General features: G+C 44.9%; 23 protein-coding genes. 21 read left to right on the top strand and 2 right to left on the bottom strand.

Annotated features, from left to right (window positions below; genetic code table 11):
• The 21 genes from MHM94_RS03245 to MHM94_RS03145 all read left to right on the top strand — a co-directional run bounded on the left by MHM94_RS03245 (position 1) and on the right by MHM94_RS03145 (position 19,763).
• A complete protein-coding gene (locus MHM94_RS03245) occupies positions 1-1,023 on the top strand; it encodes a hypothetical protein (RefSeq protein WP_235418774.1) in 1,023 nt (340 codons plus the stop codon).
• On the top strand, positions 1,014-1,877 hold the full coding sequence (locus MHM94_RS03240; protein ID WP_235418773.1) for a hypothetical protein: 864 nt from the start codon (positions 1,014-1,016) through the stop codon (positions 1,875-1,877). Before MHM94_RS03245 ends, MHM94_RS03240 begins: the two co-directional genes overlap by 10 nt.
• A 16-nt stretch (positions 1,878-1,893) precedes the next feature.
• Positions 1,894-6,327: an RHS repeat-associated core domain-containing protein gene (locus MHM94_RS03235; protein WP_235418772.1), complete on the top strand. Its 4,434-nt coding sequence runs from the start codon at positions 1,894-1,896 to the stop codon at positions 6,325-6,327.
• 9 nt (positions 6,328-6,336) lie between these two features.
• Positions 6,337-7,134 (top strand): hypothetical protein, encoded by a 798-nt coding sequence (locus MHM94_RS03230; RefSeq protein WP_235418771.1) that lies wholly within the window; start codon positions 6,337-6,339, stop codon positions 7,132-7,134.
• The gene (locus MHM94_RS03225; protein WP_235418770.1) at positions 7,127-7,759 is read left to right on the top strand and encodes a pentapeptide repeat-containing protein; all 633 of its coding nucleotides are present in this window, start codon (positions 7,127-7,129) and stop codon (positions 7,757-7,759) included. The genes MHM94_RS03230 and MHM94_RS03225 overlap by 8 nt, the downstream gene beginning before the upstream one ends.
• Before the next feature lie 135 nt (positions 7,760-7,894).
• Positions 7,895-8,785, top strand: coding sequence for an N-acetylmuramidase family protein (locus MHM94_RS03220; protein ID WP_235418769.1), 891 nt, complete (start codon positions 7,895-7,897; stop codon positions 8,783-8,785).
• A 241-nt stretch (positions 8,786-9,026) separates the two neighbouring features.
• Positions 9,027-9,200, top strand: coding sequence for a hypothetical protein (locus MHM94_RS03215; RefSeq protein WP_235418768.1), 174 nt, complete (start codon positions 9,027-9,029; stop codon positions 9,198-9,200).
• 85 nt (positions 9,201-9,285) lie between these two features.
• Complete coding sequence (locus MHM94_RS03210) at positions 9,286-10,053, top strand: ChaN family lipoprotein (protein ID WP_045979023.1); 768 nt, start codon at positions 9,286-9,288, stop codon at positions 10,051-10,053.
• Positions 10,053-10,592 carry a hypothetical protein gene (locus MHM94_RS03205; RefSeq protein WP_138509720.1) on the top strand — a complete coding sequence of 180 codons (540 nt, stop codon included), beginning with the start codon at positions 10,053-10,055 and terminating at the stop codon, positions 10,590-10,592. The genes MHM94_RS03210 and MHM94_RS03205 overlap by 1 nt, the downstream gene beginning before the upstream one ends.
• 308 nt (positions 10,593-10,900) lie before the next feature.
• Positions 10,901-11,626, top strand: a complete 726-nt coding sequence (locus MHM94_RS03200; protein WP_235418767.1) for a hypothetical protein — start codon at positions 10,901-10,903, stop codon at positions 11,624-11,626.
• Between the two features lie 106 nt (positions 11,627-11,732).
• Positions 11,733-11,906 (top strand): hypothetical protein, encoded by a 174-nt coding sequence (locus MHM94_RS03195; protein ID WP_156147999.1) that lies wholly within the window; start codon positions 11,733-11,735, stop codon positions 11,904-11,906.
• Between the two features lie 144 nt (positions 11,907-12,050).
• On the top strand, positions 12,051-12,764 hold the full coding sequence (locus tag MHM94_RS03190) for a ChaN family lipoprotein (RefSeq protein ID WP_235418807.1): 714 nt from the start codon (positions 12,051-12,053) through the stop codon (positions 12,762-12,764).
• Complete coding sequence (locus MHM94_RS03185; RefSeq protein WP_235418766.1) at positions 12,758-13,348, top strand: hypothetical protein; 591 nt, start codon at positions 12,758-12,760, stop codon at positions 13,346-13,348. Before MHM94_RS03190 ends, MHM94_RS03185 begins: the two co-directional genes overlap by 7 nt.
• Positions 13,349-13,634: 286 nt before the next feature.
• Entirely contained in the window at positions 13,635-14,114 is a 480-nt protein-coding gene (locus MHM94_RS03180; RefSeq protein WP_235418765.1) for a hypothetical protein, read from the top strand.
• 345 nt (positions 14,115-14,459) lie between these two features.
• Positions 14,460-15,047, top strand: a complete 588-nt coding sequence (locus MHM94_RS03175; RefSeq protein ID WP_235418764.1) for a hypothetical protein — start codon at positions 14,460-14,462, stop codon at positions 15,045-15,047.
• A 207-nt stretch (positions 15,048-15,254) separates the two neighbouring features.
• A complete protein-coding gene (locus tag MHM94_RS03170; protein ID WP_235418763.1) occupies positions 15,255-15,839 on the top strand; it encodes a hypothetical protein in 585 nt (194 codons plus the stop codon).
• A 67-nt stretch (positions 15,840-15,906) separates the two neighbouring features.
• Complete coding sequence (locus MHM94_RS03165; RefSeq protein WP_235418762.1) at positions 15,907-16,449, top strand: hypothetical protein; 543 nt, start codon at positions 15,907-15,909, stop codon at positions 16,447-16,449.
• Between the two features lie 240 nt (positions 16,450-16,689).
• On the top strand, positions 16,690-17,274 hold the full coding sequence (locus MHM94_RS03160) for a hypothetical protein (RefSeq protein ID WP_235418761.1): 585 nt from the start codon (positions 16,690-16,692) through the stop codon (positions 17,272-17,274).
• A gap of 400 nt (positions 17,275-17,674) precedes the next feature.
• Positions 17,675-18,295 (top strand): hypothetical protein, encoded by a 621-nt coding sequence (locus MHM94_RS03155; RefSeq protein ID WP_022944450.1) that lies wholly within the window; start codon positions 17,675-17,677, stop codon positions 18,293-18,295.
• A gap of 149 nt (positions 18,296-18,444) precedes the next feature.
• Positions 18,445-19,275, top strand: coding sequence for an immunity 49 family protein (locus MHM94_RS03150; protein WP_235418760.1), 831 nt, complete (start codon positions 18,445-18,447; stop codon positions 19,273-19,275).
• 155 nt (positions 19,276-19,430) lie between these two features.
• Positions 19,431-19,763, top strand: coding sequence for a carboxypeptidase-like regulatory domain-containing protein (locus MHM94_RS03145; RefSeq protein ID WP_022944452.1), 333 nt, complete (start codon positions 19,431-19,433; stop codon positions 19,761-19,763).
• Between the two features lie 24 nt (positions 19,764-19,787).
• Here the strand turns inward: MHM94_RS03145 and MHM94_RS03140 are convergent, their stop codons facing one another.
• Entirely contained in the window at positions 19,788-21,164 is a 1,377-nt protein-coding gene (locus MHM94_RS03140) for an aldehyde dehydrogenase family protein (RefSeq protein WP_235418759.1), read from the bottom strand.
• A gap of 17 nt (positions 21,165-21,181) precedes the next feature.
• Positions 21,182-23,173, bottom strand: a complete 1,992-nt coding sequence (locus MHM94_RS03135; protein ID WP_235418758.1) for a TonB-dependent receptor — start codon at positions 23,171-23,173, stop codon at positions 21,182-21,184.
• Positions 23,174-23,221: the final 48 nt, after the last annotated feature.

The following is a 23,221-nucleotide window of genomic DNA, read 5'->3' as shown; positions in this document are numbered from 1 at the left end:
ATGGAAGCTTTGAATACCGCTCAACGTTTGCAAGAACTGGTGTGCTTACAATCACATCCTCTGGCTAATCGTGCCAGCTTTTTAAGCGCCGTTAACCGCTTCACCGTCGAATTGCGGCAGGCCAGCGCGGGTTTGCGAGATTTTTCTGATCCTCATTGCCCTTTTTCACTGAGTATAGCCAGCAAAACGCTGCTCGATGCAGCTTTTATAGTTAGCGATGAAACCAACTCCGAGCAACGAGTGCTTTTTTGCCAGCTATTGATCAGGCTACAACGATTAAGTCTGAAATCTGCACTGAATCAATTGTTACTTAGCGAATCACCAGAGCATCATGCCATCGCTTTAGAGCTGGCTTGGCGAGAGGGGGTGTTAACACATATTCCCGAGTCGGTGTTGCAGCAAATCGACACGACAGATTACAGCGACTATCGCGCGTTGCTCACGGGGCAAACCTTAAGTTGGCAAGCAAACGATAAACAAGACATATTGACTGCTTGCGAAGAAATACTGGCACGTTATTCGCTCACGCACCCTTTAGCCCAACTATTTTTCTTGACCTGTTCCAATGATGATATTCAGCGTATTGCCAATACCTGGTCAAAAAGCCACAGCCCACAAGACATTGCACACCTATTCATGCTCGCAGGGCTGACAAAGCAGCTTCCTTTGATTTACCAATTACTGTGTGAGGAGCCCAATAACGAGCTTATCAACACTTTCATGAACTGTTACGGCGAGCACGTAGAAACGCTATTTACGCAAGAGCAACTGACCGAAGCTTGGCTTGCTCCCGATACCTTGGGCGACCTTCAAGAGCAACTATCAACACAGTGGCCAACCTTTTGCGAGCAGGTCGATTTTGCCAATCGACTACTGGCAGGGAAAGACATCTACACGCACCCGCTTAAAGACTATCAGTTCGATGCTATTACGCCTTACTTGGTGGCGCAGCTGTTTAATTTAATGCACAAAAAAGAGAGCCATATAGTTCATCCACTCTCCTTGGGGGTCACATGGCAATAACACTCACAGAGTTCGATATCGCCCTTCCTGGGCTCGAAAGTACCGACGCGGCACTTCTTCTTAGCGAGCCTATGCCTGTAAGCGAGCAGTCGCAACAGAGCGAGGCAATGCCCTGGCCTATTTCTCTTATTGCGCCACTGAATCAGTTTTTAGCCCGTTTTGAGTTTGACCCCGAGGAGCCTATTTTTTGGCTTCTGCCTAACCTCGCTTATGATGAGCAACGCTTAAATACGCTTATTTCAGCCCTAAACGAAGTGGCTCCCAATGGCCGAGCGCAACCAGGCCACCCCCACCCGGTAAACGAGTTTTTCGCGCACGGTGAATCGGCACTGCACTGCGCGCTCATTAAAGCGATGCAGCTTGCTAAACATGTCACATTCATTGCCTTAGATGAGCAATTTTTACATCTAAATGAAGGTATCACGCACAATAATGGCGCCGCATTCGCATTAGCACGAGTAAAATTTGGTGAAACAGGGCTGCACGTGCCCTTTTGTCATGGTGAACCTTGCTTCGATATCGAACAACACAACCCCTTCCCTACTTTACTCAGCCAAGCGGTAAAAGAAGTGCCCGCCCCAATAGAGCACATTGTAGCCCCCGCCTTAGGGGAAGAGCCTTGGCCTAGTGCCTGGCTTGAGGGGTATTTACAACTAAACGGTAAAGTGGTTGAGCAACCAAAGGTGACTCAAAGTGAATACGTTCATGGTCAGCTCGGCGCAGTGTTTGGCCTTTATTCATTTATTGGTATCTATAATGACTACAATTCGAGCATGCATCGTGATATTATTTTACACCTTGGCAGCACGCCCAAGCTCTATCAAGCAGCTTCTGTGTATCAATGGATTGATTAAGGAATAACGTAAGAATATGGATATTCGTTCAATTGCCTTTCGCTCAAAACGCGGCTCAGTGTTAATTACCCTCGCCAATGATAAGGCCCCTGGTGGCTACGATCCGGTGGCGATAGACACCCCAGATGCGGCAGGCGCTCAAGTCAATCTATTGGCCGAAGATCTGGTCGGCGATATTCATAAACGAATTCAATGTGTGCACATGCTACGCGCTGCGGGCGTGCATTCGGTTAACACCGCCACCGCGCGGGAAGTCGCCCATGGCCTAAGCTCGGCGTTAGCATCAGGCTCCTTACTTTGTTATAACCAAAAACCTAAACGCAGCATTCAAGTTAGCGACAACACCAACTCGGCCAGTGCCAGTGGCGGCGCCAAAGCACAAAAAGATAAAAAGTCCCAACCCAGCGTGGTCAAAAAAGGCGGTCAATCCGAGGGCAACCCTAACAAAGCACAAGCCAATGACACGGCCACTGAGCAAAGTGTAGATGAACAAGAGTGCCGCTCTGATCCTATCTCCATGCTCAGCGGTGAAGAAATTCTCCCATTGGTCGATTTTACCCTTAACGCCCCCATGCCTTTAAAGTGGCAACGCCTATACCGTTCCAGTAAAAGCGATACCAATGTGGGCTTGGGTTTTGGCTGGCGCCATCATTTTGCTCTTAGCATTTTTGAGCGCTACGAAGCGCCACCGAAAGTTGGCCCGAAAACACCCGGGCGCTATTGGCTAGAACTCGTTGATGAGCAAGGCCGCATACATGAGTTTGAGAAAGTAAAACCAGGGCAAACCAGTTATCAGCTTAGCTCACAACTTGCTTTACACTACCAAAACGATGGCAAGCAAACCTTAGTACGCCCTGATGACAGCCATTACACGTTTTTTGCTGGTTCCAAGGCCTGGTTACTCGAGAAAATAACCGATGCCAAGGGGCAAACACTCAGCTTTTTCTACGATGCCAACGAACGCCTAAGCCGTATTGCTATTAATGATAAGCGCGGTGTAGTACTGCAATATAACGGCGATGATTTATTAACCAAGGTTGCCGCTTATCACATGGATGACAAAGATAAACGTCACATCCATGAGCCGCTGCTTGCTTGTTACCAATACAATGACGCGAAACAACTGGTGGCAGTGACCGATAGCCAGGGCAATATCGAGCGTTACAGCTACCGTGGCGATAATGTTATCAGCAAGCGTACCCGCGCCAGTGGCTTTAGCCACCACTTTGAGTGGCAAGGTGCAGGCGTTGATGCAAAATGTATTCGCCAGTACGGTGATAACAACACCTACGAATACAGCTTTGAATACCCACGAGAGGGAGTGAGTAAAAGTACCGATAGTCGCGGTAATACCGAAACCTTTGTTCACAACAGCGACGGTAAGCTGATTGAATACACCGACGCGCGGGGCCATAGCTGGCGATACCGCTATGATGCCTTTGGCAATCGTACTCACACCCAGCATCCAGATGGCAGCGAAGAGCGCAGCGAATACAATGATCGTGGCCAAAAAGTGGCCCACTACGATGCTCAAGGCAATAAAACCACCTTTGCTTACAACCAACTGGGACAGCATGTACTGACTCGCTATGCCGATGGCGGCGAACTCAAGCGCGCGTTTACTGCCATGGGTCTGCTGCAATCGCAAACTCTGCCCGATGGCCGCACCAGCCATTATCAATACAATGATAATAATCAACTGACCACGGTAGTGCATGGCGATGGCCGCAGTGAACAGTTTAGCTGGAGTGCTCAAGGCGAGCTCTTAGCACATCAACAAGGTGATGTCCTAACGCGCTTTAGTTACGACGAACTAGGCCGTGTTAATGCAACTCTAACCAACACCGGTCTACTAACCCAATTCGAGCGCAATGCCGCCGGCCAACTCAGCGCCAAAGTCATGCGCCAAGAAGGCGACGAGCACGCGGCGATTCGTATTGAGTACCATTACGATGCTGCTGGTCGCTTAACGGCGACCACCAATGGCAATGGCGAGCAAACCAGCGCAGATTACGCTGGGTTAGCGCAGCCCGAACAAGTGCGTTTTGCCGATGGCAGCCACTTGCGCTACCGCTATGATAAAGAGCGCAACCTGATCGGTATTACCCGCAGTGATGGTGCAGAATACCGCATTGATTACGACGCCAATGAAAACCCAATTCGCACCACGGGCTTTGACGGTCGCGTGCAGCGCTTTGAGTTTGATGCTCATAACCGTGTGGTCGCACTCAACGATGCCGACGAGCGCTTTATTAAATTAAAACGAAACGCGCTTGGTCAAGTCATAGAGCAACAGGCTGCTCACCCCAATGCCAAAGACAGCACCCTGTGTAACCTGTCAAACTATTTTAGTTATGACAGTCAAGGACGCCTGCAGCGCGCCCATAACGGCGCCACCACTCTGACACAAGGGTTCGACCAAGCCGGTAAACTACTGGTAGCGACCCAGGGCCAACATACCCTTAATTACAGTTATGATGCCTTTGGCCGACGCAGCGCCTTAACTTTGGCCGACGGCCAAATTCTTAATTATCATTATGATCCCCAAGGCCAACTGGCGCGCATCGATCTCAATGGGCACACCCATGTTGAGCTTAGCCATCGACATGGTCAACTCAGTGAAATTCACTACGCCAATAACATCACCACCAAGCAAGAGTTTGATTGTTTTGGCCGCCTTTGCGAGCAGGAGTTATCGCACCCAGAAAATGCGCTCTATGCTAAACAGAGCTACCAATACGATGGCAACAATCAACTTATAGCCAGTCAGCGCGAGAGCTCACGTAGCGAGCTAAGTAGCGATAAGCAATATCAGTACAACGCCATCAATCAGCTTATTGAGGTCAACGGCGATCAATCGGCGCGCTACCACTGGGACAGCTTTGGCAACCCGGAGCAAGCGACCGCACCGGATGAACCAGCACTGCGTCCAGTTGATAAAGAGCACACTTCCCCTGCCCTTAATAACAGCGACGAGGATATCTTTACGGGCACAGCCTGTATTGATGACCGCCTGTACCATCTTGGCCAAGACGAGTTTGACTACGATGCCTGTGGTAACCAGGTGCATGTGCTTGGCAAGGGGCAGCGCCAACGCTTGGAATACAACGCCTTAAACCAGCTCGCAAGCTTTTATCATAACGATCAGCTGACTCGTTATGAATATGACCCACTCGGGCGACGCTGCACCAAACTGACCGAGCAAGGGCGCATTGACTATATTTGGGATGGTAACCAACTGCTCGGCGAGTGCCAAAACGGCCAGTATACCTGGTATGTATCACTGCCAGGCGAGTATCAGCCATTACTGCTAATCAACGACAGTGGTGTGTATTATTACCATTTAGACCAACTCGATACCCCGCAGTTTGTGACCAACGCCCATGCCGAGGTGGTGTGGCAAAATAATACCGATGCCTTTGGTTACAGTGAGCAAATCGAGCTCAGCACAGAGCACATTACCCAACCCCTGCGTTTTCAAGGCCAGTACTTTGATGAAGAAAGCGGCTTGCACTACAACCGCTACCGCTACTACAGCCCCAAACAACAGCGCTTTATCAACCAAGACCCAATTGGCCTGGTCGGCGGTATCAACCACTACCAATATGCACCCAACCCCATCAACTGGGTAGACCCATTAGGGTTATTGTGTAAAGAGGGGCAAGCCAAAGTACAAGCGGCAATTGATGCTAGCTCATCAATCGAACCCGCGTTGGCGGCGAAGCTAATTGAATTGTCCCAATTAGATGTAACCCCATATACTGCAGACGAAATGGTTGCAGCCATAAAGCAAGGAAGTGGGGATGCGCTTGTCAATATGAATGAGCCTTCAGCACTGGGCAGCGACAACTTGACGAAAGCGCAGAGAGCCCATTTTAGAAAGAAAATTGATAAAGCTGAAACGGATGCCGATGATGCAAGGTACGAACGTAACGCTATAAGTAGGTACAACAGAGGCCTTGCTCCTATTACACGCGAGGAGTGGGACAAAGCAAACGAGACAGCAAAGCGCAACAGAAAGCTTGGAAGTGAACGAGAAAAGGCAGCTCGTGAAGCGCTATCCAAGCATAAAGAAGAGTCGCTAGTTGATAATAATAACGCCAAATCCAGTGGCGGCAAAGTGCAGCAGCGCAGCGCAAGCTCCTCAGATTACAAAACACGTCCAGACAGCTTAGGTGACAATATTGTTCATGAGCATAAGCACTTTACGAAAGACAACAGCAATCCCGTTGCATATAATACCAAGCAACTAAAAGAGCAACGCAAAGCTTTCCCAAGTAAGAAACACGTATTGACTCTGTCATCAGACTCCCCCTGCAAAAATGGTCTGCCACCTTGCCGACCTTCATCGAGGATTAAAAGGGGTAGTGAAGTGTTATATTATGACAATGAAAAGAAAGCAATAACCCATCAGTGGGACAGCAAGCGACAATGCTGGGATGAAATATAAGGATAAATAATGGATTTTAAACCATTTCAAATTAATATATCTATGCTAGGTACAAATCCACTTAATAATGAGGCGTTATTTACTGAGATATTAAGCGTACTAGAGTATTACCCCGAGTTCGCACCGGAATTTTGGAACACCGAGGAGCGCGGTAAATTACCGTATAACCGCGAAGATATTTTAGCGAAAGCCACGGCAGTAAAAAAAGGCGGTGGTGAAGAGATTTACTTAAAACGCAATAAGGCGGCAAAGTATTTTGGCTGTATAGATGTAATGCCAAGACAAAGCATTAATTTTGAGTTTGATCCTAAGCTGAACCACAAGCACTACCCTACCCTCTTTGAGTTTGCCGACCGCCTCGTACAGGTATTTAAACCCGATATTGCTTCTGTGCACATAGACAGACCCTATGCTGACAGACCATGGCAAAGTGAACGCGACCAACATATTGAAATGATGGGCGAGGCCGCATTTTTAGCGCCGGTTGATTATTTTGAGGTTGGCCCTAAAGGGTTGGCCATGCGCACCTATTTAGGACCGCATTATATTAAACAATTTGGTCAGGAGTTATTACTCAGTACACCTAAAACGATTACTGAGCTCCAGCCTTGGGGCGGCGTTCGCCTTGACTTGTCCGACACCCCTTGGGAGCTCCCTGAACAAACACAAATTGAACATTGGCAAGCGGCCATGGCCCATTTACGCCCTGCCAAAGTCTTTGCTGAAATGGAAGTTGATGCCGAGCGTTATAGAACTAAATGTACAAAGGCCGAAAATTGCACTATCGGAGGCTTTAACTATGTCTAGGCAAGCCGCGCTGGCGCTGCTCGAAGAGTCTCGAATACAGGACAAGGTCAACGGTGTCGATATCTCTGGACTTGATTTAACCCAAACCGACATTAGCGAAACCTCAACGGAGTTACTCAAAGGGACCGGTGTTATATTACGTGCAGGTATCTTAGATTTAGCCTACTTTTTAGATGCCGATTTTACCTTGGCCAATCTAGAGGGGGCTAGCTGCAATCAAACTGCTTTTTTTGACTGTATTTTACATCAAGTCACCGCAACGAACGCCGACTTTACCCACGCAAATATATCGGCAAGCAGTGGCACTGAATGTGATTTTTCATCGTCTGAGTTTGATAACGCCACTCTTTGGGCCTCAATCTTTGTCAGAAGCAACTTCAGTGATGCAACACTCACTCAAGTTGAAGCAAGTAGCGCATGTTTTGATGAAGCAAACTTAACCAACGCAGACTTGTCGGATGGTAACTTTACAGAAACCGTGTTCAGAAAGGCAAATTTAACCGGTGCAAACTTAAGCGGTGGTAATTTTACAGGCTGTGATTTTACGGGCGCTATTTTAACCGATGTAAACTGGGACAACGCGACTCTCACCGGAGCCAAGTTCGACCCGGGAGTAGTCATTTAAGCTCTACCGACAAGTTCACATGAATCAAGGGCTGGCTAAAATAAATTAAAGGCTGTTAAAGGGTTTGCAGTCAATAAAGCCAGCCTATACAAGTTTCAGCTAAAACTTAAAGCACAATATAGGAAGGGACATCCAATGTCAGCAATGAGACTCAATCAATCCGTTGGGATTGGTGCAATGAATAACCCGAACGATGTGAAAGCAGTTCAGAATGCAATTAATTCCCTGATAAACTTAATTGCTCCTACGAGAACACTTGTCGTTGATGGCCGAGTTGGTGCAAGACCAGAGAATTCTAAGACTGTTGCTGCTATCAAGGCATTTCAAAGCAAAGTTGTGGGTATGGTGCGCCCAGATGGAAAAATAGATGTTAATGGACGAACTCACCGTAAAATAAATGAGAAACTGCTCCAAGCACCAGGTCAAGATAGCTTCAAGCTGCCAACAGCATCTTCTGATGTAATAAACTTATCAAACTCTGACTATGTAGATGTTGCCAACGAACTAAGCTGTAAAGTTGCCGCAATTAAAGCCGTTGCAGAAGTGGAGTCATCAACGGATGCTTTTCTACCTAACGGTAAGCCTAAAATCTTATATGAAGCGCACATATTTTCTCGACTAACGGGGCATATTTATGATGCAAGCCACCCGTCCATTTCAAGTAGGGCTTGGAACCGAAGCTTATACATTGGCGGAGCTCAGGAGTACACTCGACTGGAACAAGCGATGGCATTGAATGTGACTGAAGCGCTCAAGTCTGCTTCATGGGGACGCTTCCAAATTATGGGCTTTAACCATCGAGCAGCCGGCTTTGCTAGTATAGAAAACTTCGTTAAAGCGATGTTCACGTCTGAAAGGAAGCAGCTCGATGCATTCGTTAGCTTTGTAAAAAGTAAGGGGTTAGACCAGCACTTAACCACTTTGAATTGGGCTGCATTTGCTCGAGGTTATAATGGTTCTCAATACGCGAAAAACAAATATGATGTTAAATTACAACAGGCATTTGATAAGTATGACAACGAGTAAAGTCCTAACCACATTGCCACTATTTCTAATAGCTTCATGTCAAGCAACAGAAAGTGACACAAACACCGTATTTAAATGCTATGCAGATAACCCAGCACCAATTTATGTCGTTGCAAGCAAAGTGGGTAACACTTATGCACTCACCCATTTTGAGCACCCAAAATTAAAGCTCGATATTGGGTCTACTGCTGATAGTGTTAATAAGTCGAGTTATCACCGTGCTTTGGTTTCGGAGCACAGTATGCATTTTAGTTATGATAAAACTAAGGTTGTTATCAGCGACTATCACAGTGAAGAGCTTGGAACGCTAAACCAAGAGTACTCGGTGACATTCACCCAGGGTGATAACAAGCAATACTGGCTTTGCAATGACAAAAGTGAAAGCACACTTCCAGCGATTGAGGATTTCGACTAAACAATGACTAAAAGACCACAGAAAGTGCCAACCTAAATTCACTTCAGGAAGGCATAAGTAAGTGATAACTATATAAGGAAATAGCATGAATAAAATAAACAAGGATGTAGATTACAAAAAAATGGCAGGGAGCGCTCGTTTGGTGATGCTCGGCGAATCAAGCCATAATCCCGCAATCTATAAGTATGAAGCCATTAAAGCCCTAAGACAGCTAAAAGCTGCAGGCTTTACTCACTTTGCAATAGAGATGCTCCCCCGCTCCATGCAAGAGAAAGTAGAGTTTTATCAACGTACTGGTAAAGGGTTTGGTGAAATACAAAAGTACTTTGATGATAATTGGGCTTGGGGATATACAGTACCTGCTGCTTACGGTGAGCTAGTCAAATCAGCTCGTGACATAGGCCTTAAGCTCGTTGCTCTTGACTTAACTTTAGCTGAAATGGACAGCATTGACTCATCATGTCCTTCTAAGCTCGCGGAAGAAGAAGAGTGCTTCGATAGCCATACTCGGAGAAATCTAGTTTGGGTTGAGAACATAGTTAAAATTCTGAATCAAAAGAAGAAAAACCGCGTAATTGCGTTTATGCATCGATGGCATGCGCTGAGAGGTACTTCTTATCAAGAGGGCCTCGACACCCTAGTCGTAACCGAGGGGATATCAAAGGTAAGATATATAGATTTTGTTGGTGGAATAGCATGTTATTCAAAGCGCAGTTGCGAGGGCTTTTCAGACGAGCAAGGAAGCTTAAAAAACGAATATTTCTACAGAGAAAACGTTTCGCTTGAAACAGCAATCAAAACCTATCAAGTGCACTTGCCTGAGAAGAGCTTAATGCTTGAGAGAACAAAGTGATGAAATATTTAACTTTTATAGCCCTTGTGCTCAACTCTCACTCTTACGCTGGTACTTTATTCCCAGATCACGACATTAACGACCCGAGCTTACCTAAAGCCACTGTTATGTTGCAATGCAAAAAAAGTCTGATGTATGCGCCTAGACAGCTAGAGGCTTGGTGCGAAAAGGCGTATGAACTGGGTTACTGGAGGGCTCTAGAGTTTATCGGTTTGCATACAGGAGATGGTAGCCGTTATATCGCCGAAGTAAAAAAGCGCGCAGAAAAAGGCTCTTTAGATGGAGTATTAGCACTTGCCTATGCTTATAAGTCAGGGAGATTTATTGATAGAGACGTCAAAAAGTCTATCGCGCTTTTTAAACAGTACTTAAATGAATACAACTATTTAGAAACAGAGAGTTTGACTGTGGGTAAAACTCATGAGCAGCTTTACCTCCTATACAAGGAGTTAGGGAATGCTGAGAAAGCTGCTGAACACAAACTCTCCCTTGATAAAAGTAAGTATGCAGAAGTGAAGAAAGCCATGCTTAAAAAATAGCTTGATGACATTGGAAATTCACTAGAAAAGTATAAGCTGTAAAAACCTAGACTTGCACTTACAATCACACAGTTTAGAGTCGGTGATAGTCAGCTTAGATATGGGTTCTCCCCCTGCACCATGGTACACCAAGCTGAACGGTAATAAGCTATATTAGTGCAACCTATCATTCAGCTTTTTGAGGAAAACGGCGACCAATCAGCGCGCTAACACAAGGACAGTTTTGGCAACCTAGAACAAGCTACCTCATCGAATGAATCACCGCTGCGCCCAGTTGAACATGTCCGCAAATTATTTCAGAATACAAAATGATTAAAAATACCGCTCTATTTATATGCATTAGCATCTCAAGTGTCGCATGTACAAACGTAGATAAAAAAGCTATAGGTCCAAAATTTGGTTCAGAAAATAAAACGGATGGATATTTCTTAGAAAAACTGGCTTTAGACAAGCCTGAGCAATTTAAAGAGCTATTAAATAAAAAGTGGTTCTATTCTTACGAAGTTACCTCAGAGAGTAACAAAACTCTTGAAATTAATAGCTGCAAAAAGCTATCTGAAGCATTAGAAATAGGTTACAGCTCATCAAATTACAGAGAGCAGAAAGCATTAATTGCCACCAATAAAATATGCACTACTTGGTCTCATATGGGTGAGTTGAAACCCTCTAAAAAGAGCTTTATAGGAGCACTTAAACATAGCTTGGATTTACCAAATAAAATGCCTCCAGAGTTGTCTTTAGTTATTTCAAATGATGATAAACGTCGCTTAGACAATGCGAGTAGCTGGGAAGAGATGGGCCAGATTAAAAATATAGAGCAGGTCAACGATGAGCAGGCTGTTTATTATGACAAAGATGGCGGAATTCAAAGGTTGACCATAATGGCATATGGCGATTATAACGAGGATGGTGTTGAAGATGTTGTTCTTCACATGGCAAATACAGTTGAACGCGGAAGTTACTCATCCTCATATAGCTACGTCATAACACGGTTAACCGCCGACTCAAAATATAGCATTATTAAGAAACTTTGACCTTTCCCCCAATTTGAGCACCCACAATTAAAGATCTATATCGGGTCTACTGCTGATAGCGTCAATAAGTCGAGTTATCACTCGTGCCTTGGTTTCGGAGCACAGTGTGCATTTTAGTAACGATGAAAATAAGGTTGTTATCAGCGACTATCATAGTGAAGAGCTTGGATTGCTAACCCAAGAGCACTCGGTGACACTCACCCAAGGTGATAACAAGCAGTACTGGCTTTGCATTGACGAAAGTGAAAGCACATTACCAGCGATTGAGAATTTTGATTAAACAATGACTAAAAGACCACAAAAAGTACCAACCTAAATTCACTTCAGGAAGGCATAAGTAAGTGATAACTATATATGGAAATAGCATGAACAAAAAAAACAAGGATGTAGATTACAAAAAATGGCAGGGAGCGCTCGTTTGGTGATGCTCGGCGAATCAAGCCATAACCCTGTAATATATAAGCATCAAGCTATTAAAGCTCTCCGACAGCTAAAAGCTGCTGGCTTTACTCACTTTGCAATGGAAATGCTCCCTCGCTCTATGCAAGAGAAGATATTGGAATATCAGCAGACAGGTAAAGGCTTTAAAGAAGTTCAGAGATATTTTGATGAAAATTGGGCTTGGGGATATTTAGTCCCAAAAGCGTACGAAGAATTAGCCAAAGCAGCTCAAGATATCGGCTTGAAGATAGTCGCTTTAGATATTTCACAAGAAATGATGGCTAAATTTGATAAAGAGTGCATTTACAAAGAGTATGAAAATGGCAAATGTCTTAGTACCCATACTCGTAGAAACAAGATATGGGCGGACAATATCACTGCCATTTTAAATCAGTTTAAGTCAAATCGCCTAATTGCTTTTATGCACCGTTGGCATGCTGTGCAAGCCTCGGAGTATGAACCAGGTTTGGATATTCTGATGCAGGAAAGAGGGATAAACAATATTAGGCTTATAGACCGTATAGGCGGTATTAGTTGCCTATCTCAAAGACACTGTGAAGGTGAATCTACAGAGGTAGAAACTCTTAAACAACAATATTTTTATCGCGAAGGCTTCCCTCACAAACACTTCGTAAAAGCATTTCAAGTACATGTCCCTGAAAGGAAAATAGATTCAGATGGGAAAGTACGATGGTAAATGTAAAACTAATATTTTTCGCTATCTGCATCGGCCTAGCTTTTCCGTCGTATGGCAAACCTTTGTCAAATCAATTATGGCCAGCTCTTTATATAGAAGACCCGCAACTAACCAAAAATACCGTCATGCGGCAATGCCAAAGAAGTCTAAAGTATGTACCTAAGGAGCTTGAAGCATGGTGCGAAAAGGCTTATAAAATGGGGGCTTGGGAAGCTTTACTTTATATTGGTTACCACACAGGAGATGGCTCTCGCTATGTGAGCGAAGTAAAACGCCGTGCTGCAGGAAAAGAACACATAGCTATTCGTAAACTCGCTTGGCTTAACTATAACGGTATATTTATAGAGACAAATTTAGCGGAGGCAGCGCGGTTGTATAATATTTTTCTAGCACAAGGGAGCGACTCCTCTGCATTTATGCTGAGGTCTATTCACTATAACCTAGCAAAAATCTATACCACTTTTGAAGATTGGCCACGTGTTATTGAGCATGCACAGTATGTAATTGATCAGAATGTGGGAGATGGCTCTGACGCCCTTGCTAAAGACTTAAAGGCAAAAGCGCTAAGTAAGTTAAATAATTAGCCAAGGAGTACGGGTATTATAACCAAAGGAACCTGGCAACATAACGACTAGGCGATTGAGATGCGATACATTAGCTAGCGTTTTTAAGCTTAAGGTTTTTTCAATAGCAATGCCATTAACTCTCACCCACCTCTTATACTCTTAGATTAGAGGTGTCACTAGAAGGAGCTTCATTATGGTGAAGGCTATATTTTAAACTCTAACGCTATTACCAGCCACCTTAAGCGCAGCAGGGCCACGCTGGGATCACTCTATCAAGATTGACGATCCTAAGCTCACCGCCGAGGTGGCCGCACGGCAATGCCATAAAAGTTTGATCAACGCCCCAGAGCTTTTAGAAGATTGGTGCGAAAAAGCCTATGAGATGGGTTACTGGAGCGCTCTTCAGCTTATCGGCTTGCATACTGGAGATGGTAGCCGCTATATCGCGGAAGCGAGAAAACATGCTGAACAAGGCTCTCCTGGAGGCATTATCGCACTTGCCTATGCCTATAAATTAGGGCGTTTTATTGATAGAGATCTCCAAAAATCTATTGTGTTGTTTAAACGATATTTAGATGAATACGGTGATGTCGAGAGTGAGAAAATGAGAGTGGGTAGCACCCATGAGGAGCTGCTTGCTATTTATGAAGAGCTGGGCAATTCGGAAAAAGTCGCTGAGCATAAGCGTTATCTTGAGCAAAGCAAATACGCTGAAGCTAAAAAAGCCATGTTTAAAAGGCAGCTAGAAGACGCCGGTATTTCTTTGGGCGAGCAAAACCAGTAGTCGTGTCAATAGAGCAAGAAAGCTGCCTTTACTCACGTAAGCTGTATTTTCATTACTAATATGGCCTCAAGTAATTTCCGATAACATTTATCATAGAAACGCGTGGTCGACTCCCGTGTGATTATAGAAAGCTTAGTTGGCTTGCCGATTAAATAGGTTCAGGCGTATAGATTATAATGACGGCTTAGCTTGCTTTAGCAAAAGCTATTGTGAAGGACAATCGGATGAAGAAGGCTCACTTTCACAACAATACTTTTACAAAAAAGGCAGTGCTATTGATTCTCGTTTACCAACCTTCACCGTTCATTTGCCTGAGAGGAAGGTATCACAAGAAGGAGCCCTATCATGGTAAGGGCATTAGCGATGTTCCTAGCATTAATATCCAGCACTTTAATCGCAGCGGGCCCTCGCTGGGATCACTCTATTAAGATTGACGACCCTAAGCTTACCGTGAAAGAAGCTGCGCAGCAGTGCCAAAAAAGTTTGATAAATGCACCAGAACTCTTAGAAGCATGGTGTGAAAAAGCCTATGAGATGGGTTACTGGTCTGCTCTGGTACCTATAAGTTTGCATACAGATGACGGTACTAGGCTGGTAGCAGAGGCCAAAGAGAGACTAAAAAATAAAGAGCCAAAAGCATACACAGTGTTGGCTTGGCTCTATGGCTCAGGGCAGTTTGTAGAGGAAGATATTGAACGCGCAATATCTTTAAATAAAGAGCTGCTAAATCTCGCTCATGCCGGAGTTACACCAGCAATAAGAACCTCTGCTCATAAAGAGTTAGCCGATTTATATCAGCTACAGAAAAATTGGCCTGCGGTAATCAAACACGCTAGCTACGTCAAAAAGTACAGCCGCTTTAAGTTTGATATTGATGCTGCTCAAAGACAAATAGCCAAAGCGCAAAAACATACCCAACCAAGCACTCAATGACAATGTAATTTATCGCAGTACTTACTCATACTTAGGTAGTATCCTCGCTTGATTTTTGTAAACAAGAGTCAAGCGAATCACTCCATATTTATTCATAACCGAACAGTATGTTGGAGGCTCAAAGAAATAAGTGGGCAGGAAAAGCGTAAGATACAAGTTGTACACTTTATCGTTATCTATTGGTTACTAAGACAATAAGGCTTTCACATGGTAGTAAACGCTCCTTGGGTAACAGTACCCTTGCTCTTTATTTCGTGTTTAGCGCAATCAAATTGGCAAGAACCTGACGAAAATGATCCAACACTCACAGCCGACAAACTCTTGAGACTATGCGATAAAAGCTTTTATTACCGTCCCGACAGGGTGCTTTTTTGGTGTGAAAAAGCAGCCGAGGCTGGATTTGCACAGGCACTGCTTAATATTGGTTACCACACCAAAGATGGTTCTCGTTACATTGACGAGTTAAATAAACGTATTAAGGCAGGTGACTCCGTTGCCCTACTTTCACTCGCTTGGCTTTATGAAAGTGGTACGTTTGTTCGGCGCGACGAGAGTCGCTCCTTAGCTCTTTATAATGATTACCTAGAAGGTATTGATCCTTCACAGCCATGGTATGGGCAAACTCATCTGGATTTAGCCAAAATATATCAAAAACAAAAAAATTGGCCTCTCACTCTAAAACACGCAAGTGTTGCGGCCAAGTATATAAACGATAGTAACAAACGAGAGTATGCAGCCTCTATTATTGAAGCAGCTAAAGCTAAAATACACAGTCAAAAAGATACCAACTAAGGCCTGTAGAATGTCACCTTCACTAGTTCTCTTTATTATTTTGTTCGCGTTATATACGCATATAGCTATGGCAGCAGGCCCTCGCTGGGATCACTCTATCAGGATTGACGATCCTAAGCTCACCGCCGAGGTGGCCGCACGGCAATGCCATAAAAGTTTGATCAACGCCCCAGAGCTTTTAGAAGATTGGTGCGAAAAAGCCTATGAGATGGGTTACTGGAGCGCTCTTCAGCTTATCGGCTTGCATACTGGAGATGGTAGCCGCTATATCGCGGAAGCGAGAAAACATGCTGAACAAAGCTCTCCTGGAGGCATTATCGCGCTTGCCTATGCCTATAAATTAGGGCGTTTTATTGATAGAGATCTCCAAAAATCTATTGTGTTGTTTAAACAATATTTAGATGAATACGGTGATGTCGAGAGTGAGAAAATGAGAGTGGGTAGCACCCATGAGGAGCTGCTTGCTATTTATAAAGAGCTCGAAAATTCGGAAAAAGTCGCTGAGCATAAGCGTTATCTTGAGCAAAGCAAATACGCTGAAGCAAAAAAAGCCATGTTTAAAAGGCAGCTTGAGGACGCCGGTATTTCTTTGGGCAAGCAAAACCAGTAGTCGTGTCAATAGAGCAAGAAAGCTGCCTTTACTCACGTAAACTGTATTTTCATTACTAATATGGCCTCAATTAATTTCTGATAACATTTATCATAAAAACGCGTGGTCGACTTCCGTGTGATTATATAAAGCATAATTGGCTTGTCGATGAAATAGGTTCAGGTGTATAGATTATAATGACGGCTTAGCTTGTTTTAGCAAAAGCTATTATGAAGGACAATCGGATGAAGGAGCTCAACTATGATAAAGGCAATAGCGGTGCTGTTAGCATTAATATCTAGTACTTTAATCGCAGCGGGCCCTCGCTGGGATCACTCTATTAAGATTGACGACCCTGAGCTCACCGTCGAAGTGGCTGCGCATCAGTGCCATAAAAGTTTGATCAACGCCCCAGAGCTTTTAGAAATGTGGTGTGAAAAAGCCTATGAGATGGGTTACTGGTCGGCTCTGGTACCTATAAGTTTGCATACAAGTGACGGTACTAGGCTGGTAGCAGAGGCCAAAGAAAGGCTAAAAAATAAAGAGCCTGGCGCTTATACTACGTTAGCTTGGCTTTATGGGTCAGGCCAATTTGTGAAAAAGGATATCGCTAAAGCAATAGCACTTCGTGAGGAGTTAATGGTCTTAGATAAAAGTTTTACCCCTAATCAAATTGCTGCAAACCATATGAAGTTGGCAGATTTATATATACAAGATAGAAACTGGAAGAAAGTAGCTATCCACGCTAAACATGTTCTAAAGCATACCCAATCAAACTTTCAGAAAAAGTATGCTAAGAAACAGCTGGAATCTGCTGAGCGGCATTTGTCCTCAAACGAGCTCTAACTTTTTATGAAGCACTTTCCCCTGCTAGTGTGGCGTGATAAACGCTTAGCTAGCAGGATATACTTAGTTTGACAACTAAAATAATACGCATTTCATTATTTCAGGCGCTAAATTAAGCATTCACAAAGAGATAACCTAAACACGACTTATCGCTGAGCGTTTATATAGTAGTTACCCTAATAGTAAATCTATAAGTCTGCTATATCGTCATAAGTGTATAGCTTGTATTTGCCCGTGCACTCAGAGCCAAACCTTACATTACCTCACCCATTTTTTGCGCTAGATCAAAGTCTTTGCTGAGCAAAGTCTTCAGCGGGTCTGGACCTGATATAGATCAAATTTTTACTGGCCGTATTTGCTAAAGTTTGACCAATACATATAAGAACTCCAAGGACAGACAATGGCGCACTCAGACTTTCATACCCCAGTTGAACCTATGCCGCAGGCTACCGTAACCCCTATTGGCCAAAGTAGTGGCGAGCCTTCCCTGAGTGAGCAACTGCACCTTTACAAGCAACTGTTACAAGAAAAAGAGCGGCAAATTAAACAGCTAGAACAAGCTCATGCCCCTTTGGTTCAGCAGATAAACCAAGCGGAATCATTAAATAAAAAAGCCCTTGCGCACATGGATAAAATGGCAGAGCAGATGCAACAAGTGCAAATGCAGGCCAAACGCGATGTGCAAATTGAAATGGCCGAGCTTGAACAGCAACTCGAGGAAGCGAGCACCAGTAAGCATGTAATGAAGCATCATTGCCGTGACTTACAAGAGCGCAATAAAGAATTACATGAATTACTTAAAGCGTCGAACAGTCAAGTTGATGAACTACAAAGCCGATTAGATAGCCAAAGTATTGATGTAAAAAACCTGCGTGAAGAAAAAGTAAAACTGAGCATGCAAGTTATTGAACAAAGTGAACAGCTTAAACGCTGCGAACGGCAATTAAACGAGGCACTGCACGGTTATTACTCGGGTGTAATGAATAAGAATAAAAAGCTCAGTAAAAACTTACCAAGATAGCTAACACGCCCCCGATAAAGGCTCTTGCGGTCATTACCTACTTGATGGCTAAAAGAGCCTTTGCTATTTAAAGTACAGTTGCGCTACTGCGATGGTGTTGTTTACAATAGTGGCTTAAGGATAAGTTCACCCCCGAACAAGGATATGTCATGCTAAACATTGAGCGCCCTACTACAATTTCTGAAATTGACGAGAAGATAAACACCAGCCGCAAAAAGTACCAAGACACCCTTAACTTCGTGCATGTGCAGCGCGATAACCTGATGTGGCTCGCTAATCACGCACTCACTTTAGCGCAGTACCTTTCATATGAGCAAAGCCCAGAGCACAACGCAGAGGCGAAACAAGCCATTGCTCACTGTGCGCAGGCCTATGCACTATTATTTAGCCTCGCGAACGACCCTGAACGTATTGTAGAGCTAGAATTTAACGGTGAACAGCACGACACCCAGTACAACGGCGTCGGCCTAGTTGAACAAGGCCGGATCAATGCACAGAATTGGCAAGAAGCCGTCTTTTGTGCACTCACAGTACGCGACCACGATGCCCTTTCCTCACTGTTAGCGTTTGACTTGTCTCACTTAAGAGAAAGCCGTGCCGTGTGCCCGGAGGTTGAGCTTATGTTGGCCGAGCTGCTGCAAAAAGTGTTGTTGGGAGAAAAGGTCTCGCAACCAGAAATCATCGCTCTGAGCCAGCAAATTGCCGCCGACACTAACCCGCTAGTTCAACATTGCACCAATGCAAAATTAAGCCTGATTAATAATGCCTTGATCAGTAAAGCAACTGATCTAGATGAGACCTTCCTAGGTGCCTTAAATCACTATTGGCAATACCAAGGTCAGCACCTTTACACCGACCATGCCCACACAAACTTCTACATGCCTATTGAGCTTTTAGGCACAGCCTGTTTAGTGCAAGACCAAGGCCGCAGTGTAGATATTGATACCGATTTTATGCCACGTTTTTATATTGTTAGTTAGCGTATATTTTTTTGGATTTATCTCAACTGCGTTGACTATATCGCTGTGAGTAAGCTACAGTGCGCAGCTGTATCTAAAATTAAACCATTAACGAAGAGATCCCTGAAAGTTCGTACGAACCTACTAGGAAGTGAAGCCACAGTTAAGGAAAATCCATGAAAAAGCTATCTGTCCTTGCCCTGAGTTTAATGCTTGCAGCGTGTCAAAATACCCAAGCGCCAGCACCTGCTGAGCCACAGACTAATACCGAGCCAAAAGAGCAAGTTGTTGAGGTAGTCAAGCCTGAGATCACGCAGTTAACCGTGAATACCACCCCTTCGGATTCACGCGTAAGAATTATGAATATTCGTCCGAAATACCACGATGGGATAGAGCTGCAACCTGGTGAATATGAGGTTGAAGTGAGTAAACCCGGCTACGAAACCTTCCGCGAATGGGTCATGGTAGAGAATAACACCGTGATTGATATCGAAATTAAACAGCTATAAATACGCTTAGGAGGGGTAACCCTCCTATTTTTTTAAGTAAAGCCAAGTCACTATTTTTAATAACCAAGGCGAGCGATGTAACAACAACTTCGCACGCGGCCACCAATGGGGTGTTTTGAGAACCGAGCGCGCATGGGAAAAAGTATAAAACCCCTCAATACCATGATACTGGCCAAATCCCGATGCTCCTACCCCGCCAAAAGGTAAATCAGTTGCACTGACTTGCATGAGGGTGTCATTAACCGCCAACGTACCACTTTGTACTTGCTCACTCACTTTTTGCCAATGGGCCCGCTTGGTCGCGAACAAATACAATGCCAATGGTTTGGGCTGCGCTTTTAACGCTGCACAGGCGTCTTCAATATGCTCATAAGTTTGGATAGGCAATAACGGCCCAAAGATCTCTTCTTGGCAAACACGCATGCTATCATCGACATTTAAAAGCAGGGTTAACACATGTTGATCCCCCCCATTAATGAGCTCCAACGCCTTGGCTCCTTTGCTGATTGCATCCTCTTTTAACGCCTTTAGGCGATTAGCCTGAGCCTGATTAATCACCTTCGTTGGGCGGTGGCCTAGCTGCGCCACCTCTGCTTTGATGCAAGTGATAAAAGAATCTAATTGTGAGGTATGTAAAAGGACAAAATCTGGAGCTACGCATATCTGCCCAGCATTAGTCGATTTACCAAAGGCAATCTGGGTTGCCGCATGATTGACCTGCGCACAAGGCAACATCACCGCCGGCGACTTACCACCGAGCTCTAGGGTTACCGGTGTGAGATTCTCAGCAGCGCTGCGCATTACCTTTTTGCCGATTTGACCAGAGCCAGTAAACACAAGGTGATCCCAAGGCTTGGCGCTAAACGCGGCCCCTACTTGTGCATCTCCTTCAATGAAGGCCACATAGCGCTTCAACTCAGAGCTAAGCAATGTTTTTAATACTTGATTCACAGCAGGCGTATATTCGCTCAATTTCACTACCACTCGATTACCCGCTGCGAGGGCAAAAGCAAGGGGCGATAACGCCAAATTCACTGGATAATTCCAAGGCGATACAACGCCCACCACGCCTTTGGCCTCATAATGTACGTGTAATGACGAGGGAAAGTGTGCAAAACCACCCTGGCGCTTTTCCGGTTTAGCCCATTTAGTGAGGTTTTTACGGCAGTAGTCCAATGCCTCTATCGTAGGAAGAATGTCGCTCACCAAGGTGTCAAAGCGCTCGCGATAACCAAAATCTTCGCTGGCTGCTGCAATCAATGGCTCTTGTGCATCAAGTAGTGCATGCTTGAGCGCTAATAGCGCCTGCTTGCGTTGTACAAGACTCATTATTGGCTCTTGTTCATGGGCTTGTTTAAACTGCGAAAACACCTTATCAAGCACACACAACTGCTCGCTCACTAGAATATCCCTGCTCTTTAAAACTGATAAGTATAGGTTAGACTGGACTGACGTCCGTACCCGGGTACGCGGCCATCAAACACGCGCGCATCGAAGGTATCGTAATCTTTATCGGTAAGGTTTTCTACTTTTAAGCTCAGCCGTGTATGTTCATCCATCTGCCAATGCAGCGCTGCGCCGAGCAACACATACGCATCTTGATAAAAGCGCTTATCATTAGCACCGAATACTTCGACACTATCGCGCCACAAGGCATTCGCGCTGAGTGTCAATGTCTCAAGCTGCATATTAACCGCCACACTGGCAAAGCGCTTAAAGCTTGGGCTAATGGGATCATCAAATAGCTGGGTATAATTGATTTGCACATCACTATATTGGCCTAGCTGCGATTGAGCACTCATCTCAATACCCTGCATAGTGGTGCTAAATACATTCGCAAAGGTAAAAGCTTGCTGCTGCTCGTTGACCATCACCAAATCAATAAAATCCTCTAGGGCGTTATCAAACAGCACCACCTCACTTTTCCACTGTGTGCCTTGAGCTAACCACACCAGCTCGGTTGTTTTGATCACTTCAGAGGATAAATTGGCATTACCTGAGGTGATATCATCGTTAGAGTAAAGCTCATTGGTGACCGGAGTACGAAACGACTCGCCGTATTGCGCTTTTAAAACATGGCGAGTGTCGCCGCTGGGCAGCTCGTAAATAAGCGAGGCTCGTGGTGACCAACGTGCATCAATACCATTGACATGATCATAGCGTGCCCCGAAAAAGGCAGTGAGCCCGAAATCCGGAAGCTGTTGTTTCACTTGCACATAGCCTGCTTGGGCATCAAAGCGATGCTCTAAATCACTGAACTCACGATAGCGACTCAGTACTCGCGAAGGGTTTTCATAATACTCACTATTGAGCTCAATAAAGCCTGATTGGTCATTGAAATAGCTGGTCACAACGCCGGCTTGAGTTTGCTCGTCTCGGCGCAGCTCAACACCAGCAAATAACGTACTGTTAGCATGAAGCTGATGCTGATAATCGCTGACAAACTTAAGCTCAGAGCTTTGCCAGTTAGGACCAACAAAATACGGCATGTTTTCAGGTAGATTAAGGCCCTCCACTAAGCCTTGCGCTTCAATATGATGCTCGGCATAACTCAACTGGGAGGACAAATCGTGGTCGCCTTGCAACCATTGGTAGGCAACACTGGCGGCGTAATTATCACTGCGATGGCGATTCTGAGGACTATACCCGCCTAAATTCAAAAACTCATTCAGCTCAGTACGCTGATAGCGCGCATTGATGGTTAAGCGCTCGGTACTAAGCTGGGTATTGGCAAAAACAGAATACAGTGGGTCACGAACATTATCGGCAACGTCGTAATCTTGGCCATTGGTTTTTTCCACCGCAATATTCGCAGAGAACCGCCCTAATGATGTCGCTTGATGCCACTGCCCTGTTAATTGCTGGCGGGCATTCTCACCTATGCCTACACTCAAGGCATTGTTATCGTCACTTAGGATAATATTCATCACCCCTAAAAACGCATTGCTGCCATACAATGCAGAGCCCGGACCGCGAATAAACTCTACTCTTTCAATTAACTGCGCCGGAATATAAGGTGTGTACACTGAGGCTTTACCGAAGGAAACTTCATTTAAGCGCTCACCGTTAATCATCACCAGAATATTGCCACTGTCCAAATGCACGCCGCGCGCATGCTCTTTTGGCACGGCCCCGACCCAGTCGCCCCGAGTCAGCTGCATGCCGGGCACATAATTCATTAATTGATAAGCATTGTGGACACCCAACTGGGCAATTTGTTGGCGGGTAAATAAGGTCACCGAAGAAGGGGCTAGAGATTGGCTTTCTGCACTTTTTGATGCGATATCCACTTGAACATCAAGCAGTTGTTCAAAGCTTAGAGAAAAGAGCTCATCGCTGCTCGCTTGTTCAGCCAAGGCTGGAAAGACAAACGAGCCTACGAGCGTAAAATAGAAACAAAAACGGAACATCGCACATACGGTGTAAATCACTCATAAATTAAATAATTACACCATATT

Source organism: Pseudoalteromonas sp. CNAT2-18.1, assembly GCF_022347865.1.
Taxonomy (GTDB): domain Bacteria; phylum Pseudomonadota; class Gammaproteobacteria; order Enterobacterales; family Alteromonadaceae; genus Pseudoalteromonas; species Pseudoalteromonas ruthenica.
This window is presented reverse-complemented; position numbering and strand designations above follow the sequence as displayed.

What these genes read in the sequence shown, in the direction of transcription:
- MHM94_RS03245 (WP_235418774.1), top strand. Translation starts at nt 1, where the DNA reads ATGGAAGCTTTGAATACCGCTCAACGTTTGCAAGAACTGGTGTGCTTA.
- MHM94_RS03240 (WP_235418773.1), top strand. Translation starts at nt 1,014, where the DNA reads ATGGCAATAACACTCACAGAGTTCGATATCGCCCTTCCTGGGCTCGAA.
- MHM94_RS03235 (WP_235418772.1), top strand. Translation starts at nt 1,894, where the DNA reads ATGGATATTCGTTCAATTGCCTTTCGCTCAAAACGCGGCTCAGTGTTA.
- MHM94_RS03230 (WP_235418771.1), top strand. Translation starts at nt 6,337, where the DNA reads ATGGATTTTAAACCATTTCAAATTAATATATCTATGCTAGGTACAAAT.
- MHM94_RS03225 (WP_235418770.1), top strand. Translation starts at nt 7,127, where the DNA reads ATGTCTAGGCAAGCCGCGCTGGCGCTGCTCGAAGAGTCTCGAATACAG.
- MHM94_RS03220 (WP_235418769.1), top strand. Translation starts at nt 7,895, where the DNA reads ATGTCAGCAATGAGACTCAATCAATCCGTTGGGATTGGTGCAATGAAT.
- MHM94_RS03215 (WP_235418768.1), top strand. Translation starts at nt 9,027, where the DNA reads ATGCATTTTAGTTATGATAAAACTAAGGTTGTTATCAGCGACTATCAC.
- MHM94_RS03210 (WP_045979023.1), top strand. Translation starts at nt 9,286, where the DNA reads ATGAATAAAATAAACAAGGATGTAGATTACAAAAAAATGGCAGGGAGC.
- MHM94_RS03205 (WP_138509720.1), top strand. Translation starts at nt 10,053, where the DNA reads ATGAAATATTTAACTTTTATAGCCCTTGTGCTCAACTCTCACTCTTAC.
- MHM94_RS03200 (WP_235418767.1), top strand. Translation starts at nt 10,901, where the DNA reads ATGATTAAAAATACCGCTCTATTTATATGCATTAGCATCTCAAGTGTC.
- MHM94_RS03190 (WP_235418807.1), top strand. Translation starts at nt 12,051, where the DNA reads ATGCTCGGCGAATCAAGCCATAACCCTGTAATATATAAGCATCAAGCT.
- MHM94_RS03185 (WP_235418766.1), top strand. Translation starts at nt 12,758, where the DNA reads ATGGTAAATGTAAAACTAATATTTTTCGCTATCTGCATCGGCCTAGCT.
- MHM94_RS03175 (WP_235418764.1), top strand. Translation starts at nt 14,460, where the DNA reads ATGGTAAGGGCATTAGCGATGTTCCTAGCATTAATATCCAGCACTTTA.
- MHM94_RS03170 (WP_235418763.1), top strand. Translation starts at nt 15,255, where the DNA reads ATGGTAGTAAACGCTCCTTGGGTAACAGTACCCTTGCTCTTTATTTCG.
- MHM94_RS03165 (WP_235418762.1), top strand. Translation starts at nt 15,907, where the DNA reads ATGGCAGCAGGCCCTCGCTGGGATCACTCTATCAGGATTGACGATCCT.
- MHM94_RS03160 (WP_235418761.1), top strand. Translation starts at nt 16,690, where the DNA reads ATGATAAAGGCAATAGCGGTGCTGTTAGCATTAATATCTAGTACTTTA.
- MHM94_RS03155 (WP_022944450.1), top strand. Translation starts at nt 17,675, where the DNA reads ATGGCGCACTCAGACTTTCATACCCCAGTTGAACCTATGCCGCAGGCT.
- MHM94_RS03150 (WP_235418760.1), top strand. Translation starts at nt 18,445, where the DNA reads ATGCTAAACATTGAGCGCCCTACTACAATTTCTGAAATTGACGAGAAG.
- MHM94_RS03145 (WP_022944452.1), top strand. Translation starts at nt 19,431, where the DNA reads ATGAAAAAGCTATCTGTCCTTGCCCTGAGTTTAATGCTTGCAGCGTGT.
- MHM94_RS03135 (WP_235418758.1), bottom strand. Translation starts at nt 23,173, where the DNA reads ATGTTCCGTTTTTGTTTCTATTTTACGCTCGTAGGCTCGTTTGTCTTT.